Annotated in this window: 18 protein-coding genes; 11 read left to right on the top strand and 7 right to left on the bottom strand. The window is 44.1% G+C overall.

Annotated elements, in window-relative coordinates; all coding sequences use genetic code 11:
• Nucleotide 1: 1 nt before the first annotated feature.
• Nucleotides 2–1,441: a glutamate synthase subunit beta gene (locus A3GY_RS0106715; RefSeq protein ID WP_018030650.1), complete on the top strand. Its 1,440-nt coding sequence runs from the start codon at nucleotides 2–4 to the stop codon at nucleotides 1,439–1,441.
• A 183-nt stretch (nucleotides 1,442–1,624) separates the two neighbouring features.
• Entirely contained in the window at nucleotides 1,625–2,257 is a 633-nt protein-coding gene (locus tag A3GY_RS0106720; RefSeq protein ID WP_018030651.1) for a COG3942 and LysM peptidoglycan-binding domain-containing protein, read from the top strand.
• Nucleotides 2,258–2,299: 42 nt separating this feature from the next.
• On the opposite strand, the gene rnjA is transcribed toward A3GY_RS0106720, so the two are convergent.
• Both rnjA and A3GY_RS0106730 read right to left on the bottom strand, forming a co-directional pair.
• Nucleotides 2,300–3,979 (bottom strand): ribonuclease J1, encoded by a 1,680-nt coding sequence (rnjA, locus tag A3GY_RS0106725; protein ID WP_018030652.1) that lies wholly within the window; start codon nucleotides 3,977–3,979, stop codon nucleotides 2,300–2,302.
• A 1-nt stretch (nucleotide 3,980) separates the two neighbouring features.
• Nucleotides 3,981–4,211: a DNA-dependent RNA polymerase subunit epsilon gene (locus A3GY_RS0106730; protein ID WP_018030653.1), complete on the bottom strand. Its 231-nt coding sequence runs from the start codon at nucleotides 4,209–4,211 to the stop codon at nucleotides 3,981–3,983.
• Nucleotides 4,212–4,400: 189 nt separating this feature from the next.
• On the opposite strand from A3GY_RS0106730, the gene tsaB reads away from it, so the two are divergent.
• The 5 genes from tsaB to A3GY_RS0106755 all read left to right on the top strand — a co-directional run bounded on the left by tsaB (nucleotide 4,401) and on the right by A3GY_RS0106755 (nucleotide 7,621).
• Nucleotides 4,401–5,087, top strand: a complete 687-nt coding sequence (gene tsaB / locus A3GY_RS0106735; RefSeq protein ID WP_018030654.1) for a tRNA (adenosine(37)-N6)-threonylcarbamoyltransferase complex dimerization subunit type 1 TsaB — start codon at nucleotides 4,401–4,403, stop codon at nucleotides 5,085–5,087.
• 1 nt (nucleotide 5,088) lies between these two features.
• Nucleotides 5,089–5,517, top strand: a complete 429-nt coding sequence (gene rimI / locus A3GY_RS0106740) for a ribosomal protein S18-alanine N-acetyltransferase (RefSeq protein ID WP_026161966.1) — start codon at nucleotides 5,089–5,091, stop codon at nucleotides 5,515–5,517.
• A 13-nt stretch (nucleotides 5,518–5,530) separates the two neighbouring features.
• A complete protein-coding gene (gene tsaD, locus A3GY_RS0106745) occupies nucleotides 5,531–6,541 on the top strand; it encodes a tRNA (adenosine(37)-N6)-threonylcarbamoyltransferase complex transferase subunit TsaD (protein ID WP_018030656.1) in 1,011 nt (336 codons plus the stop codon).
• 68 nt (nucleotides 6,542–6,609) lie between these two features.
• Entirely contained in the window at nucleotides 6,610–7,305 is a 696-nt protein-coding gene (locus A3GY_RS0106750) for an AzlC family ABC transporter permease (RefSeq protein WP_018030657.1), read from the top strand.
• Complete coding sequence (locus A3GY_RS0106755; RefSeq protein ID WP_018030658.1) at nucleotides 7,298–7,621, top strand: AzlD domain-containing protein; 324 nt, start codon at nucleotides 7,298–7,300, stop codon at nucleotides 7,619–7,621. The genes A3GY_RS0106750 and A3GY_RS0106755 overlap by 8 nt, the downstream gene beginning before the upstream one ends.
• Before the next feature lie 24 nt (nucleotides 7,622–7,645).
• Here the strand turns inward: A3GY_RS0106755 and A3GY_RS0106760 are convergent, their stop codons facing one another.
• Together A3GY_RS0106760 and aao are read right to left on the bottom strand one after the other, a co-directional pair.
• Nucleotides 7,646–8,071, bottom strand: a complete 426-nt coding sequence (locus A3GY_RS0106760) for a YjdF family protein (RefSeq protein ID WP_018030659.1) — start codon at nucleotides 8,069–8,071, stop codon at nucleotides 7,646–7,648.
• A gap of 171 nt (nucleotides 8,072–8,242) precedes the next feature.
• Nucleotides 8,243–9,421, bottom strand: a complete 1,179-nt coding sequence (aao, locus tag A3GY_RS0106765; protein ID WP_026161967.1) for an aminoacetone oxidase — start codon at nucleotides 9,419–9,421, stop codon at nucleotides 8,243–8,245.
• Nucleotides 9,422–9,539: 118 nt separating this feature from the next.
• Between aao and A3GY_RS0106770 the strand changes: the two genes are divergently transcribed.
• Together A3GY_RS0106770 and A3GY_RS0106775 are read left to right on the top strand one after the other, a co-directional pair.
• On the top strand, nucleotides 9,540–10,052 hold the full coding sequence (locus tag A3GY_RS0106770) for a DUF536 domain-containing protein (protein ID WP_018030662.1): 513 nt from the start codon (nucleotides 9,540–9,542) through the stop codon (nucleotides 10,050–10,052).
• 67 nt (nucleotides 10,053–10,119) lie between these two features.
• Entirely contained in the window at nucleotides 10,120–11,076 is a 957-nt protein-coding gene (locus tag A3GY_RS0106775; RefSeq protein ID WP_018030663.1) for a glutathione S-transferase family protein, read from the top strand.
• Between the two features lie 106 nt (nucleotides 11,077–11,182).
• Here A3GY_RS0106775 and A3GY_RS0106780 read toward each other — a convergent pair whose 3' ends face one another.
• Both A3GY_RS0106780 and A3GY_RS0106785 read right to left on the bottom strand, forming a co-directional pair.
• Nucleotides 11,183–12,013 carry a PrsW family intramembrane metalloprotease gene (locus A3GY_RS0106780; protein WP_018030664.1) on the bottom strand — a complete coding sequence of 277 codons (831 nt, stop codon included), beginning with the start codon at nucleotides 12,011–12,013 and terminating at the stop codon, nucleotides 11,183–11,185.
• Between the two features lie 98 nt (nucleotides 12,014–12,111).
• Nucleotides 12,112–12,807 carry a CPBP family intramembrane glutamic endopeptidase gene (locus A3GY_RS0106785; RefSeq protein WP_018030665.1) on the bottom strand — a complete coding sequence of 232 codons (696 nt, stop codon included), beginning with the start codon at nucleotides 12,805–12,807 and terminating at the stop codon, nucleotides 12,112–12,114.
• Nucleotides 12,808–13,047: 240 nt separating this feature from the next.
• Here A3GY_RS0106785 and A3GY_RS0106790 point away from each other — a divergent pair, with 240 nt between their 5' ends.
• Together A3GY_RS0106790 and A3GY_RS0106795 are read left to right on the top strand one after the other, a co-directional pair.
• A complete protein-coding gene (locus A3GY_RS0106790; RefSeq protein ID WP_018030666.1) occupies nucleotides 13,048–13,698 on the top strand; it encodes a response regulator transcription factor in 651 nt (216 codons plus the stop codon).
• Nucleotide 13,699: 1 nt separating this feature from the next.
• Nucleotides 13,700–15,070 carry a sensor histidine kinase gene (locus A3GY_RS0106795; protein WP_018030667.1) on the top strand — a complete coding sequence of 457 codons (1,371 nt, stop codon included), beginning with the start codon at nucleotides 13,700–13,702 and terminating at the stop codon, nucleotides 15,068–15,070.
• Nucleotides 15,071–15,141: 71 nt separating this feature from the next.
• Here the strand turns inward: A3GY_RS0106795 and A3GY_RS0106800 are convergent, their stop codons facing one another.
• Nucleotides 15,142–15,441: a YbaB/EbfC family nucleoid-associated protein gene (locus A3GY_RS0106800; protein ID WP_026161968.1), complete on the bottom strand. Its 300-nt coding sequence runs from the start codon at nucleotides 15,439–15,441 to the stop codon at nucleotides 15,142–15,144.
• Nucleotides 15,442–15,638: the final 197 nt, after the last annotated feature.

Genomic DNA, 15,638 nt, shown 5'->3' on the forward strand with positions numbered 1-15,638 from the left:
TATGGCAGACCCATTTGGATTTTTAAAATACAAGCGCAAGGACAATCCATATCGTCCCGTTAGCGAGCGTATTCTTGATTTTGAAGAATTACAGACACCCTTATCTAGGGAAGAACGGCAGGAACAGGCCGCTAGGTGCATGAACTGCGGCATTCCTTTCTGTCATGAAGGCAGTTTTTACGGTGGCGGCCGTGCGGTTTCTGGCTGTCCCAATGATAATTTAATTCCTGAGTGGAATGATTTGGTTTATAAGGGTGATTTTCGCCGAGCCTTTGAGCGTTTAAGCCGAACCAACCCCCTGCCTGAGATGACGGGTCGTGTCTGTCCGGCACCTTGTGAGAAGGGCTGTACCGAAAGCTTGAATGGAGCTGGGGTTACGATTCATGATAATGAACGTTTTATTATTGATAATGCCTTTGAAGAAGGCTGGGTTGCTGATTCTGGCTTACCATCTGAGCGTACAGGTTTTAAGGTTGCGGTTGTGGGGTCTGGTCCGGCAGGTTTATCTGCAGCTTGGCGTCTTAATCAGCTGGGGCATACGGTTACTGTTTTTGAACGTTCAGATCGCTTTGGTGGCCTCTTAATGTATGGAATACCAAATATGAAGCTGGATAAAGATATTGTTCAGCGCCGGATTGATACCATGGCTGAAATTGGGATTAATTTTATTGCGAATACGGAAATTGGCCGCGATATTAGTGCAGAGGAACTCTTGCAGGATTTTGACCGCGTTATTTTAGCTACGGGAGCCAGCGTACCGCGTGACCTGGATGTTCCCGGCCGTCATTTAACGGGCGTGCGTTTTGCAGTGGATTTCTTAACAGAAACGACTCAGAATCTCTTGGCCAGCCCAGATCGTCAGCTGGGAGCTACCTTAAAGGGCAAACATGTCCTAGTTATCGGTGGGGGTGATACTGGGAATGACTGTATCGGAACGGCTGTCCGTTTGGGTGCTGCAAGCATCAAACAGCTTGAAATTACGCCACAGCTTCCTGAGAGTCGTCTGGACACCAACCCCTGGCCGGAATACCCTATGATTAATCGTACCGGTTATGGCCAGGAAGAAGCTGATTTTGTCCAAAACAGCAGCCTGACAGAATACAGTACCTCAACGGTAGAGTTTATCGGAGCGGATCGTGGCCAGGTGATTGCTGCAAAAACGGTCAAGGTGGGAAGGGACTTCAAGCCGATTGAGGGCTCAGAAGAAGTGCTTAAGGCAGACCTTGTTCTCCTTGCAATGGGCTTTACCGGCGCAGAAACGTCACTTTTCGATCAATTTGGTGTGAAGAGCATCTATGATGATTATTCAACCAATAACGAGAAAGTTTTTGTTGCAGGAGATGCTCGCAGAGGTCCTAGTCTTGTAATCTGGGGCATTCGTGAAGGGCGTATGACAGCAGAAACGATTGATCAGCAGCTTCGCGTTTTGGTCTCACAATAATCATTAAAAAGCTGGGTAACCAGCTTTTTAATGATGGGATTGAGGGTCATTGAGTCATTTTTAGAAGGGGCGTTTGTTACGGATTAGTAATAAAAATTATCTTTTCTTTTAAAAGACCTGAAATATTAGTAGGGTATCATGGTATTACTACTTTGAGAAAGTCTGTGAGGGAAATGATTATTTATGAAAAAACAATTTTTGGGAAAAGCAACACTTACCGTAGCAGCTACGGCAGCAACTGTTTTCGTGGGAGATAAAGTGGTGAATGCGGATACTTATACCCTGCAATACGGCGATTCATTTTACAGTGTGGCCCAAATGTATGGCATGGATGTTTATGAGTTAGCTGCTTTAAACGGCAAGACCATTGACAGTTTAATTTTACCGGGGCAAACGCTGACCGTAAATGGCAACAATACCAGTCAAGCCGCAGCACCTCAAGAGACAGCTGTCGCTGAGCAGCCGGCAGCCGAGGCACAGCCAGAGAGTTCATACCCTGTCGGTCAGTGTACTTGGGGCGTTAAGCAGTTGGCGCCTTGGGTAGGCGAATGGTGGGGGAACGGTGGAGACTGGGCGACCACGGCAGCGCAGCAAGGTTATACAGTCGGTTCTGTTCCAACAGTTGGTTCTATCATTTGCTGGACTGATGGCGGTTACGGTCATGTAGCCTACGTCACAGCGGTTGGTGAAGACGGCCATATTCAGGTTCTTGAGTCTAACTATAAAGATCAGCAATGGATTGATAACTACCGTGGTTGGTTTGATCCTAATAACAGCGGAACTGCCGGAACTGTTTCTTACATTTACCCTTATTAACATAAAAAGAAAAGCCTTGATTGAAAAATCAAGGCTTTTGGGTTATTTATCAGGTGTTAGAACCATTGGAATAATAATGGGTTCGCGCTCTGTCTTCTCATACAAAAAGGGTCTCAGGGCATTAACAATGGCTCCGTTGATAGACTGGATGCTGGCATCCTTATTTTTGAGGGCAATCCGGATAGCATTGAATAAAATACGCTGACTTTCACGGATTAAATCTCCTGATTCGCGCATATAGACGAAACCGCGGCTGAGAATATCTGGTCCTGCTAGTATCATTTGTGTCTTGAAATCAACAGTCGCAACGGCTAGAACCACACCATCTTCAGAGAGGTCATGTCGGTCACGGAGCACGGCTGCTCCGATGTCGCCGATACCGTTGCCGTCAACATAGATATCCTGAGCGTTGAAATGACCGGCTAGGCGGGCAGAATTACTGGTCAGAGCAAGGACATCGCCATTTTCCATGATGAAGATGTTGTCTTTTGCTACACCGGTATCTTCGGCAAGACCAGCATGGACTTTTTGCATCCGATATTCACCATGGACTGGCATGAAGTACTTAGGTTTAATGAGGCGGAGCATAAGCTTTTGTTCCTGCTGACCACCGTGTCCAGATGTGTGAATGTTATTGATTTTACCGTGGATGACTTCGACACCGGCCTCTTGAATGGTATTGATTAGCTTGTTGACACTTGTAGTGTTTCCGGGGATAGGGCTTGATGAAAAGATAACCGTATCTCCAGGCTGCAGCTGCACTTGGCGGTGGGTCCCGTTAGCAATACGTGAGAGGGCAGCCATCGATTCTCCCTGGCTTCCCGTACACATGATGAGGACTTCACTGGCATGGTAATTTTTAATCTCATTGGGTTCAATGAAAGTTCCTTTGGGAACCTTGATATAGCCCAGTTCCATCCCGTTAACAATGGCTTTCTCCATAGAACGTCCAAAAACAGCAATTTTACGGCCAGTTTTAACAGCGGCTTCTGCAGCCTGCTGAAGACGGAAAATATTGGAGGCAAAGGAGGCGAAAATGATGCGTCCGTGGATGCCTTCGATAATATTCATAATGGACTGGCCAACGACTTTTTCAGAGTTGGTGAAAGTAGGAACTTCAGCATTGGTAGAATCAGACAGGAGACACAAAACTCCCTCTTCTCCGAGAGCGGCCATCCGATGTAGGTCAGCGGGTTCACCAACCGGTGTGAAATCAAATTTAAAGTCGCCGGTACATACAATCTTCCCTTGAGGGGTCTGCACAACAACGCCTAGGGGTTCAGGGATTGAGTGAGTGGTTCTAAAAAAGGTCACACTGAGATTTTTAAAGGTTAACTCAGTATTGGCATTGATTTCGTATAGTTTGGCATCGCGGAGCAGGCCGTGTTCTTCAAGTTTTCCTCGAATGAGGGCAAGAGCCAAGGGTCCTGCATAGATGGGAATATTTGCCTGTTTCAGGAGAAAAGGAATTCCTCCGATATGGTCTTCGTGCCCGTGGGTAATGACTAGGGCTTTGATACGGTCAAGATTCTCAACGATATAAGAGTAATCAGGGATAACATAGTCAATCCCTAGGAGATCGTCTTCTGGGAATTTGATACCAGCATCAACAATGATAATCTCGTCTTGGTATTCAATACCATAGGTGTTTTTACCGATTTCGCCCAATCCACCGATGGCATAAACACCGACTTCTTCGGCTTTTAAGTTGATATTTGCCATCTTATAACTCCGTTAATTCGAAAGCACCGGAGTCTTTCTCGTATTCTAGGTGCTTGTCTGACAGAAGCTCGATGAACTCAATGTTGTAGGCTGTCTTTTCCTCAACCAGTTTACGGGCCTTAATGCGGCCTTCCAGTTCGTTTTGAGCATCAATTTCGATATAAATCGCCTGAGTCTGCTCACGGCGCGGGCTCAGGTCCTTACGTTCTTGATAAAAAATTTTGTAAATCATTTGCTTACCTTTCTTTGTTACCCGAAAAGGGTTATGTCAATATTGAAAAATGGTCAAATCCTCTATAAATCAGAGCAAGAGACTGACGGTTATGAAATTGTCATGAGTAATAGATTTAACCTTGATTCGTTGCAATTATCAAAATTATATCATAAAATAAGAGTTAGAATCAAGTGAGGTAGGTAAAATATGAAAGTTTTAAGCCTTGATACATCAAGCAAAGCGCTTTCAGTTGCCCTTTTGGAAGATGACCAATTGCTGGCAGAAACAACGCTTAATGTCACAAAAAATCATAGTATCAGTCTTATGCCAACCGTTGATTTTCTGTTTGCCTCTTTGGAGATGAGCCCGCAGGCATTAGACCGTATTGTCGTTGCACAAGGTCCGGGCTCTTACACGGGATTAAGGGTTGCCGTGGCAACTGCCAAGACTTTGGCTTATAGTTTAGGGATTGACTTAGTTGGCCTTTCTAGCCTGCAGGCCATTGCTCTGAATTGCCCGTTTGATGGCTTGGTGATTCCCTTGATGGATGCCCGCCGTCAGAATGTTTATGTCGGTTTTTATAAAGAGGGAAAGGCTGTCGCGCCTGATCGGCATACATCCATTGAAAGTGTTTTAGAGAGAGTCGGGCAGGAAGAAAAGCTGATGTTCGTTGGGGAAGTTGCGCCTTTTGGTCAGCGAATCGCGGAGCTTGTTCCCCAGGCCAAGGTGGCGGAAGTTCTGCCATCAGCCTATCAGCTTGGAAAACTCGGACAAGAACTTGAGCCGTCTGATAGTCACAGCTTTGTGCCAGACTACCTAAAGAAAGTTGAAGCAGAAGAGAAGTGGCTGGAAAATCATGCCGCTTCATCTCTAGATTATATTCGCCGTGTGTGATATGGAAGATAGAAAAATGGAAGAACTGTCCAAGCAGATTTTAGCTGTCCTGACGGATGTCTATGGCAAGTCTCCTTGGACCCAGCAACAAATAGCTGCTGATTTGGCAAAACCGGAAGCAGACTATTTTTTTGTCTATGACGGGAAAGACATCGTAGGCTTTCTGTCTCTGCAACATCTGGTTGGGGAATTGGAGCTGACAAATATCGCCGTTAAAAAGGCTTTTCAGGGGCAGGGGTTAAGTAAGCAGCTGATGACCTTTTTAGAGGGTCTGGATCAGCCTATCTTTTTGGAGGTTAGAGCTTCTAATCGGATAGCACAAAATCTCTATGAACGGTATGGTTTTGTGACGGTCGGAAAGAGGCAGGATTATTATCATGAGCCACTTGAAGATGCTATCTTGATGAAAAGAGAAGGCAGCAGAAACTAGGTAGAAAGGGACTATGGAAGATCGTTATATTTTAGCTATTGAATCATCTTGTGATGAAACCAGCGTAGCTGTTTTAAAAAATGAAGACCAACTCTTAAGTAATATTATCGCTAGCCAGGTGGAAAGTCACAAACGTTTTGGTGGTGTGGTGCCGGAAGTCGCCAGTCGTCACCATGTTGAGGTAATCACCCTTTGTATTCAGGATGCTCTGGCAGAAGCAGGGATTACGGCTCAGGATCTATCAGCAGTGGCAGTGACCGAGGGTCCAGGTCTCGTAGGAGCTCTTCTTGTGGGGATGGCAGCAGCCAAGGCTTTTGCTTGGGCAAATGGCCTGCCTCTGATCCCAGTCAATCATATGGCCGGTCACCTGATGGCAGCGCGTGAACAGGGGGCGTTAACCTATCCACTGCTGGCTCTTTTGGTGTCAGGAGGACATACAGAACTGGTTTACGTGGAAAAAGCGGGTGCTTATCGGATTGTTGGGGAAACCCGTGATGATGCTGTCGGTGAGGCATACGATAAAGTTGGACGTGTGATGGGCCTAAGTTACCCAGCCGGACGTGAAATTGATATCTTGGCACATAAGGGGCAAGATCGTTATCATTTTCCACGCGCCATGATTAAGGAAGATAACTTAGAGTTTTCTTTTTCAGGCCTAAAATCGGCTTTTATCAATCTTCACCATAATGCCCAGCAAAAAGGCGAGGAACTGGTTTCAGAAGACCTCTGTGCTTCTTTTCAGGCTGCTGTACTGGATATTCTCATGGTAAAAACCAAGAAAGCTTTGGAAAAATATCCTGTTAAGACACTTGTGGTGGCTGGAGGTGTCGCTGCCAATCAGGGACTTCGTGAGCGCTTGGCCAAAGACATTCAGGATGTCGAGGTCCTTATTCCGCCGCTTCGTCTCTGTGGAGACAATGCAGGTATGATTGCACTGGCTGCAGCCGTTGAATATGAGAAGGGCAATTTTGCGTCATTAGATTTAAATGCAAAACCAAGTTTGGCTTTTGAGACCATAGAGTAATCAAATACCCTTTTTGATGAAGGGTATTTTGTGTTATAATGAACACATTATCTCTTGAAAGGAAAAGTATGGAGGAGAAAGGATTCACCGAAGGTGTCAAGGCTGCCACACCAACCGTATTTGGTTATACTTCTATTGGGTTGGCCTTGGGAATTGTGGCTGCAAAATCTGGGATAAGCCCGTTGGAGACAGGATTGATGAGTCTGATCGTTTATTCGGGCTCAGGCCAGTTTGCCCTGTGCGCCTTGATTTTGGCAAAAGCGCCACTGGCTTCGATTGCCCTGACGGTTTTTTTAATTAATTTAAGACATTTTTTGATGAACCTGCACACGGCAACGATTTTTCCAGAGGCAACCTTAGCGCAGCAGCTCCTCATCGGAACCTTCATGACGGATGAAAGCTATGGCATTATGTTGGGGGAACATATCCGCCATAAGGTGATTAAGCCTGCCTGGATGTATGGCAATAATGCTGCGGGCTACTTGACATGGGCTTTGGCTTCTCTGATAGGCTGTGTTCTTGGCGGTCTGATTCCTAATCCGAATGCCTTTGGTATTGATTTTGCCTTGATTGCTATGTTTGTAGCTATTTTTTCAGGCCAGCTGGAGGGAATGCTGAAACGATTGCCGATAAAAAAGATTGGCATGATTCTGTTGACGGTCTTTTTGGCTTATGTCCTTTTAAGCGTGTTCATTTCGGAGTCCTTAGCGGTCTTGGCTGCGACGTTATTAGGCTGTACGGTGGGGGTGATGTTAGATGATTAATCCTTATATTTTGACGGCAATCGTAGCCGCTATGCTGGTCACATGGATTCCGCGTGTCTTCCCTTACTTTTTGGTTCGCTTTGCCAGTCTGCCAAATAAGGTGGTGGCCTTTTTAGGTTACCTGCCGCTAACCATTATTTTTGCCCTGGTCTTATCCAGTATTTTCACAGAAAAAACAGGCAGTCTTCCGCAGCTAAAATGGATTGAAGCCGTGGCTGTCCTACCGACCTTTTTGGTTGTCCTCAGAAGTAAAAATGTCATGTTGGCCGTTGTGACCGGTGTCCTCTGCGTCGCCGTTTTGCGGTTGTTCATTTAAAGCCCCTAAAAAAGAAGAGACAAGTTAATGTCCCTTCTTTTTTTGGTGGCGTTTCTCTTGTTTAAGATGATACGTGTGGGCTTTAAAAGTCAGATGTTCCTTCTTTTTCAGAGATTTCCTTTCCTGTTTTATCCCATCGTGCAGCTTTTGCATTTCAAGCTGGGCTTTGGTAGAAACGGGAGCCTGTTTTTTAGATTTGTTAAGACTCCTTTGCATGCGCTTGGGATTCATTTTCTTGGGGTGTGGAATGTCTTCAATAGATGAATCTGTTTCAATCTGATCATATTTTTCTATCAGATTTGGTAGATGCTTCAAAATGAAGTCCCAAACGTCAGAATCCTTTGGTTTCTTACCGAATGGGTAGCGAAAAGCTTTGTACTGTCCTTTACGGTTGATATGCTCCACCAAAGCAAACCAAAATGTGCCATCAAAATAGACTGTCAATTTCATGAGAGTCCCCTCCTAAATGATAAATGTGATAAAGGACGACCTGGAGGGAAGGTTACTGACATCATCAAGATGTTTGCAGACTACCAACTGCAATGTGTTTTTATATCACCTTTATTGTACACAGACTGTAACTTTTTGGCAAGAGGATCTGTTTCAAAAGGATAGGATCAGTTATTGTATATGCACACTCCCTGCAACCCAACCTGTACAGAGAGCTGCAGTGATGTTAAAGCCGCCGGTATGGGCGTTGATGTCTAGCACTTCGCCGGCAAAATGGAGGCCGGGCACTTTCTTGCTTTCCAAGGTCTTGGGGTCAATCTCCTTTAGTTCGACGCCACCTTTTGTCACAAAGGATTTGGCCAGAGACATTTTACCGGTAATCTGAATTGGAAAAGCCTTAAGGTTTGTGAGTAAGCTAGATGTTTCGCGAGGCGTCAACTGCTTAAGGGGTTTTGGAAAGTCTTGGGCCAAAAAGTCTGCCAGCCGTTCGGGTAGCAGCTGTTTTAGGGCATTCTTGACTGTTTTGTCGCGGTGGGCTTCAAAGAAAGCATTTAATGCGTCTTGTGATTGTGTCGGCAGAAAGTCTAATTCAACTATTTCTCCTCCTTTAACAAAAGAAGAGAGTCTTAAAGCTGCCGGACCAGACAGGCCAAAATGGGTGAAGAGTAAATCATGGGTAATGAGGTGCTTGCCATAGCGGAGTGTCACATCGTCTAGGGAAATTCCTTGCAGGGTCTTATGCGGAAAGTCTGTTAAGAGGGGGCTTTCAGCCGCCTCCAGTTCAGTGATGTTCAGTTTGAAATGTCTGGCAATCTCATGGCCGAAACCGGTTGAACCTGTCGAAGGATAAGATTTTCCTCCAGTTGTCACAATCAGTTTTTGGCAGCTGAATTCCTGGTTAGCTGCTTTAAGGTGAAAGAGTCCGTCTATCTTTTTAACAGAAACTACCTCGGTTTGTGTTAGCATTTGGCCGCCAAGCGCATTGATCTTTCTTTCCAGACAGTCAATAATGGTACGTGATTTATCCGTTTTAGGAAAAACCCTGCCATGGTCTTCGACTTTTAAAGCAACGCCGTTCTCTTCAAAAAAGGCTATAATATCATGATTATCAAACTGAGAAAAGACGCTGTAAAGAAAACGGCCGTTGCCTGGAATCCCTGCCATGAGATCATCCAAATCCCCGTTATTAGTCACATTACAGCGGCCGCCGCCAGTCCCGGCAAGTTTTTTGCCCAGCTTCTTATTTTTTTCAATTAAGAGGGTTTTCTGCCCGTAAAAACAGGAGGAAATGGCCGCCATCATACCGGCCGGACCGCCCCCAATAATAATCGTATCGAATGGTTTTGTCATGTTTTTATTTTACCATAAAATAAAGGAAGACAAGCGCCTGAAAAGTCGGCTAAAATTGACAGAAACCAAGCCTTATGGTAAGATTTTCATAGTATTATTTCAGTAAAAAGAGGATATTATGGCAATTGAAAAAACCGTCAGTGAGCTGGCTGAGATTTTAGGAATTAGTCGCCAAGCGATTAATAATCGGGTCAAGGCTCTCCCTGAGGAAGATTTGGATAAAAATGATAAGGGAGTGACGGTCGTTCTGAGAAGCGGCCTCATTAAACTTGAAGAGATTTACAAAAAAACCATTTTTGAAGATGAGCCGGTCAGCGAGGAAGCTAAGCAGCGCGAATTTTTAGAAATTCTTATTGATGAGAAAAATACTGAAATTACCCGTCTCTATGAACAGCTTAAAGCTAAGGACAGCCAGCTGGAGAATAAGGATGAACAGCTTCGTATCAAGGATGTTCAGATTGCTGAGAAAGACAAACAGTTGGATCAGCAGCAGCAGCTGACGCTGGCAGCTTTCTCTGACAGGGACACGCTGAAGTTAGAATTAGACGAAGCCAAGGCAGAAGTTGAAGAGATTCAAAATCAGCAAGAAGAAGCTAAAAAAGGTTTCTTTGCGCGTTTATTTGGCAGATAAAGGGCTGAAAATCATTTTCGGTTCCTTTTTATTTTCATCTTAATCGTTTGGAAAGGTAGGTAAGCTGATGGGTTTATTGGTTGATGGCAAGTGGGTTGATCAATGGTATGATACCTCAAAATCGGGGGGACGTTTTGTGAGGACGGAATCTCAGTTCCGTCACTGGATCACAGCAGATGGTTCGGCCGGTCCGACTGGAAAGGGAGGCTACAAGGCTGAAGTCGGCCGCTACCATTTATATGTTTCTTTAGCCTGTCCTTGGGCTAGTCGTGTCATGATTATCCGAGCCTTGAAAGGTTTGGAGAACATGATCTCTGTCTCAGTTGTTCACCCTCTGATGTTGGAGAATGGCTGGACTTTTGAAGAAGGTCCTGGTGTTATTGGAGATCCAGTCTTTAATGCTCAGTATCTCTACGACATTTATCGAAAGGCAGCTCCTAATTATAGTGGCAGGGTTACCGTTCCGGTGCTCTTTGACCTAAAGACCAAAACCATTGTCAATAATGAATCTGCTGACATTATCCGCATGCTGGACACAGCCTTTGATCATCTGGGTGCAGCCCCCAATCATCATGCCCCGACAGAGCTTCTGTCAGAGATTGATACCATGAATGCTTTTGTCTATGATGCGGTTAATAACGGGGTGTACAAGGTCGGATTTGCGACGAAACAGGAAGTTTATCAGGAAGAAGTGAGGTGCCTGTTTAAGGCCTTAGATAAGCTAGAAGCCCTTCTTGCTCAACAGGACTTTCTGATAGGAAACCGTCTGACGGAGGCAGATATTCGCTTATTTACCAGTCTGGTTCGGTTTGATTCGGTTTATTTTGGGCATTTTAAATGTAATATCAGACAATTATCTGACTATCCTCATTTATGGGCTTATACGAAAAGCATTTATCATCTGCCTGGCATTCAGGAGACAGTGAATTTTGAACATATTAAGGAGCATTATTATGGCAGCCACAAGACCATCAACCCCAACGGGATTGTTCCTCTAGGGCCAGAAATAGATTGGACGGTTTAAGAACAGACAAAAGCAAGAATCATCTGATTCTTGCTTTTGTGATTTAGTGCCCGTTTTATTGTAAAGGAGGGGGAAAATGACTTCAAAAGGTTTTGGGCACTGTTATCTAGGCTGACGGGAGCATTTCCGCTTCTTTTGGCAGTTGATCAACTGTTTTAAAGATGGAGAACAAGATCATCCAAGAAATAATGCCGTAAATGGTATTACTTCCAGAAAAATCTAGCGGGGAGTTCCAGGCAAAGTGGATAGCGATTGGGGCAATAATATAGAAAATGGCCCGTATCTTAGAAATAGCCTTACTTCTGGTGAAGAGGGCAACCAGACCGACTGCGAAGATGGCAGAGAAAACCCAGTGGCTCAGACCAGAATAAGCGATGCGTTCAAAGGCTGTGATAAAGCCATTGCCATCGTTTTTGAAAATCGTCTGTTGGATATAAAGGCTGTCCTCAACAATTTGGAAGCCTATTCCGGCAATCATTCCCAAAAGAAGGCTGGTTTTTAAGGACCGCTGCTGGAAAAGAAGAACAATCAGCAGAACAACGATTCCTTTCGCAATTTCTTCTGTGAAAGGAGCCGTCAGAGACGCCCCCCAATCATTTAAAAATTGCTCAGAGAGTTTCAGTTTTAGCAGAAATAACGATAGAAATTCATTGCCCAGAGCCCCAATATTCACAGGAATAGCAAGTGCCAAAAACCAAGTCAGCGTAAAGACCGTCTTTGAGACGTCAAAGCGTTTGCGCAAGTAGTTGGTAAAAAAGGCAAAAGGAATAATGTAAATCAGAAGCAGAGGCAGAGCCATCAGAAACTGAGGATACCGATCAGCATGTCCATGGGTTTTTGCAAACTCCAAAAATGGAAGTGACATACCTGAAACAACAAGGACAATAGTTATAAAGAGAACAATGTTGTTCCCATATTTTTTTAAACGTTTTTTCACAAGACGTCTCCGTTCTATAAGTGCTTGCCTTAGGCAGCAGGGATTATTTTAGGGGAAAATAATCTGAGCAAAGCGATATGAGGGTGAAAATAGGATGCTTAATTCCAAAAGTAGAAGAGGACAGATAGGCCAATCACATCAGCGATAGCATGCGCAAAGAAGAAGGGCAGCAGGTTTTGTGGTTTTAATTTTCGATAGAGCAGGTAGAAAATTGTACCGACAAGAAGCCCTAAAGCGATGGCTGTTCCTAATCCTTGATAAGTGTGGAAGCTGCAGCGTATTACCAATGAATAAAGGAAGGCCCACTTGGTATATTCTGGTCTGACGGCCAGACAGACACCCAAGAAAAAGATTTCTTCGTAAAAACCATTTAACAAGGCATAAAGAATCAGTGACAGGTCTAGGTTTGGAAAAAGTTGTGCTAAGCTAGGTGTGGCAACTGCTGACAGCTGATAACTGACCAAGGCATAGATATCCATGGCTAGGGCTGCCAGAATAAAAATACCTACAATTTTGACTAAAAGCCAGGGCTCAAAAACCATTTTTTGGGTCCAAACCGAAAAATCAAAATTCCTGAAAACCAGATACATAAAGGCTAGGAAAAGCAAAAGTGACTGCAGGGCCAAGGCCTGGTAATTCTGCATACTGGAGAAGGTCAGATTCTCTTTCAGTGTGCTTGTCTGATTGCTCAAAGCCAGATACTGGAGGGTGGAGTTGTAGATGCCGTCACCGAACATAATGACAGTGATGATGGCAATATCAAACCATTTTAAAACCGTTATCTTTTCCTTCATTGGAAATAACCTTTCTATTTTCTTAAGGTATCGCTTCTTTCACCCTTATTTTAGCAAAGGAGACTATTGCTTATCTGTTTCCCATCTGTTTTTTACCTGTTTTTTAAAAGCTCTGGTTGAAAAAATCAGAAGAAAGGCGAATTTAGTGCCTTTTCTATCTCTTTTTCCTATTGTTTAACAACTTGCGAAGAAAGTCTCTTGTGCTTATAATAAAAGAAGAGAAGCTAGGAGGTTTTCTATATGGCACGCATCATGGTGGTGGAGGACGACAAAGTCATTAACCAAGTCGTCTGTGAATTTTTAAAAGAACATGGGCATCAGACTTGGCCAGTATTTGATGGGAAAGAGGCCTTGACGCTTTTTCAGCAGGAGTCCTTTGATCTGCTGATTTTGGATATTATGATTCCGTCTTTAAGTGGTATTGAGCTTCTTAAAGAAATCCGTAAAACATCAGCAGTTCCTGTTCTAATGCTGACCGCCATGGCTGATGAATACACACAGCTAGTCAGCTTTAATCATTTGATTAGCGATTATGTTGTCAAGCCCTTCTCCCCTTTGATTTTGATGAAGCGGATTGAAAATATCCTGCGACAGCAAGAGGGGCCTGAAAATCTTGCGGTCTCAGATATCAAGGTCTGCCCTGATAGCGGCGCTGTTCAGATGGCTGGACAAGACATCAGCCTGACCAAAAAAGAATACGATATTTTAATGCTTCTGCTGAAACGAAAAGGCCGTCTGGTCAGTCGGGACCAGCTGATGCTGACCATTTGGGGCTATACGGAATTGGACAGCCGAGTTTTGGACAATCATATGAAAAATCTACGAAAAAAACTGCCATCCTTACCTTTGAAGACAGTAATTGGCCGTGGCTATCAGATTGAGGAGGATTAAGATGGGAATCGTTCGAAAAAACTTCCTCATTGTGACCTCCATGATAATCGCTACGGTTCTTGTTCTTTTGGCTGTTATTTATTATGCGATGCCCATTTATTATAATCAGGCCAAACAAGTTGAGATTAAAAACGATTACCAAGCTATTGTCAAACAATTGGATGGCAAATCGACAGAAAAACTGCTGTCTCAGATCGCTACCTACGATAAGACCAATCCCAACCTTCTATTAACCTTGATGGATGATTCTGGCAAAATTCTGTACCCAGATGCCTCAGATAAGGAGGCTGCTGATCGGAGAAAGACCTATCTGGAAAAGGGTCAGTTTGATCAAATCGGCAGCTGGTCAGAATTGATTGCCAGCTCCGAAGGGGATGCCTATATTGTACAGGCGGAATATGGCTTTCAGTCTTTGTCAGGCATCAGTCAGATTCTGCTGACCTTTTATCCCTTTATTTTGGTCTTCATTGTTTTGTTGGCCAGTCTAGTGGCCTATGTTTATAGTCGTCTGTCTAACAAGCGGATTCAAACGATTTCTGAAACAACGCGGCAGATGAGAGCCTTAGAAGAGGGACTTGCCTGCCAGATTAGCGGCCAGGATGAGATTGCCAACTTGGCTCAAAATATCAATCAGCTCTATAATCATCTGTTACAAAGTATTGCGGAGCTGAAACAGGAGAACCAGCGGACGGTTGAACGTGAACGCCAGCAGGCCGATTTTCTGAGAATCACATCGCATGAATTAAAAACACCTATCGCCAGTAGCCTAGCCTTAGTGGAAGGGATGCTTTATAATGTAGGTGATTTTAAAGACCATGATACCTATTTGAGGAAGTGTCGGGACATCCTCCAGGAACAGTCTGTTCTTGTCCAGTCCGTCCTGGATGCCACTAATCTGGACATAGGGGTCAAGTCTCATCAGGAAACCATTGACGTCAAATCACTGATTGAGCAAAATTTAGACAGCTATTATATTCTGGCTGAAACGCATTCCTACCAATTTTCAAGTACCTTAACCTCTTATCGGGTGACTGCCAATCCAGCCTATCTCCTGAAAGCTATCAAAAATCTGTTGGACAATGCCTTTCGTTATACAAGAGCAGGAGGAGTCATTCATCTAAGTCTTTCTGAGGGGCGTCTGATACTTGAAAATCAAGCTGAACAGTTGCTGACAGATGAGGAGCTGAAACACATCTTCCAGCCTTTCTATCGACCTGATTTTAGCCGTGACCGCAAGGATGGGGGCACAGGCATGGGACTTTATATGGTTCAGCAAATCTTAGATCAGCATGGCTTTTCCTATCATTTTAAACGATCCGGTGACAAGATGCGCTTTATCCTGTTCTTAGATAGAGCGTCAATTCAAGACTGATCTTAACCAGCCTATCGGGTATCAGGTAAACAAAAAGCAGTTTGGGTTTTAACCAAACTGCTTTTTAGAGTTTAAAAGGGCAATTTCCCTGCAAAAGCGCCCATTGTTTTCTGGGTAGCAGCATCAATTTGCTCAAGGGCATCATTGACTGCCTGAGCGGTCATATCCTGAAGGGTCTCGATATCGTCAGGGTCAACCACCGCTTCCTTATAGTCAATGGCAACCAGCTTTTTATCACCGGTGAAAGTTGCGACCACAAGTTCCTGAGCCGACTTACCGACAAAGGTCGTACTAGCTAACTGGGCTTGCTTTTCTTCCATTTGTTTCTGAAGCTTTTGCGCCTGTTTCATCATGCCTTGCATATTCATCATAAGATTTTCTAGATTCCTTTCAAATTAAGACGTCATCCCACTGTCACACTGTTCTTGACGGTGATGTCTAAATGATATTTGTCTATTATATCATGTTTTAAGGGTTGAGCAAACTGAGAAAGATATTCTGTAAGGCTTGTTTTTCATCAGGTTTTTGATATAATGAAAATGATTTGTGAAAGCGATAACAAAGGAGT

The sequence above is a fragment of the Streptococcus ferus DSM 20646 genome (genome assembly GCF_000372425.1).
GTDB lineage: Bacteria > Bacillota > Bacilli > Lactobacillales > Streptococcaceae > Streptococcus > Streptococcus ferus.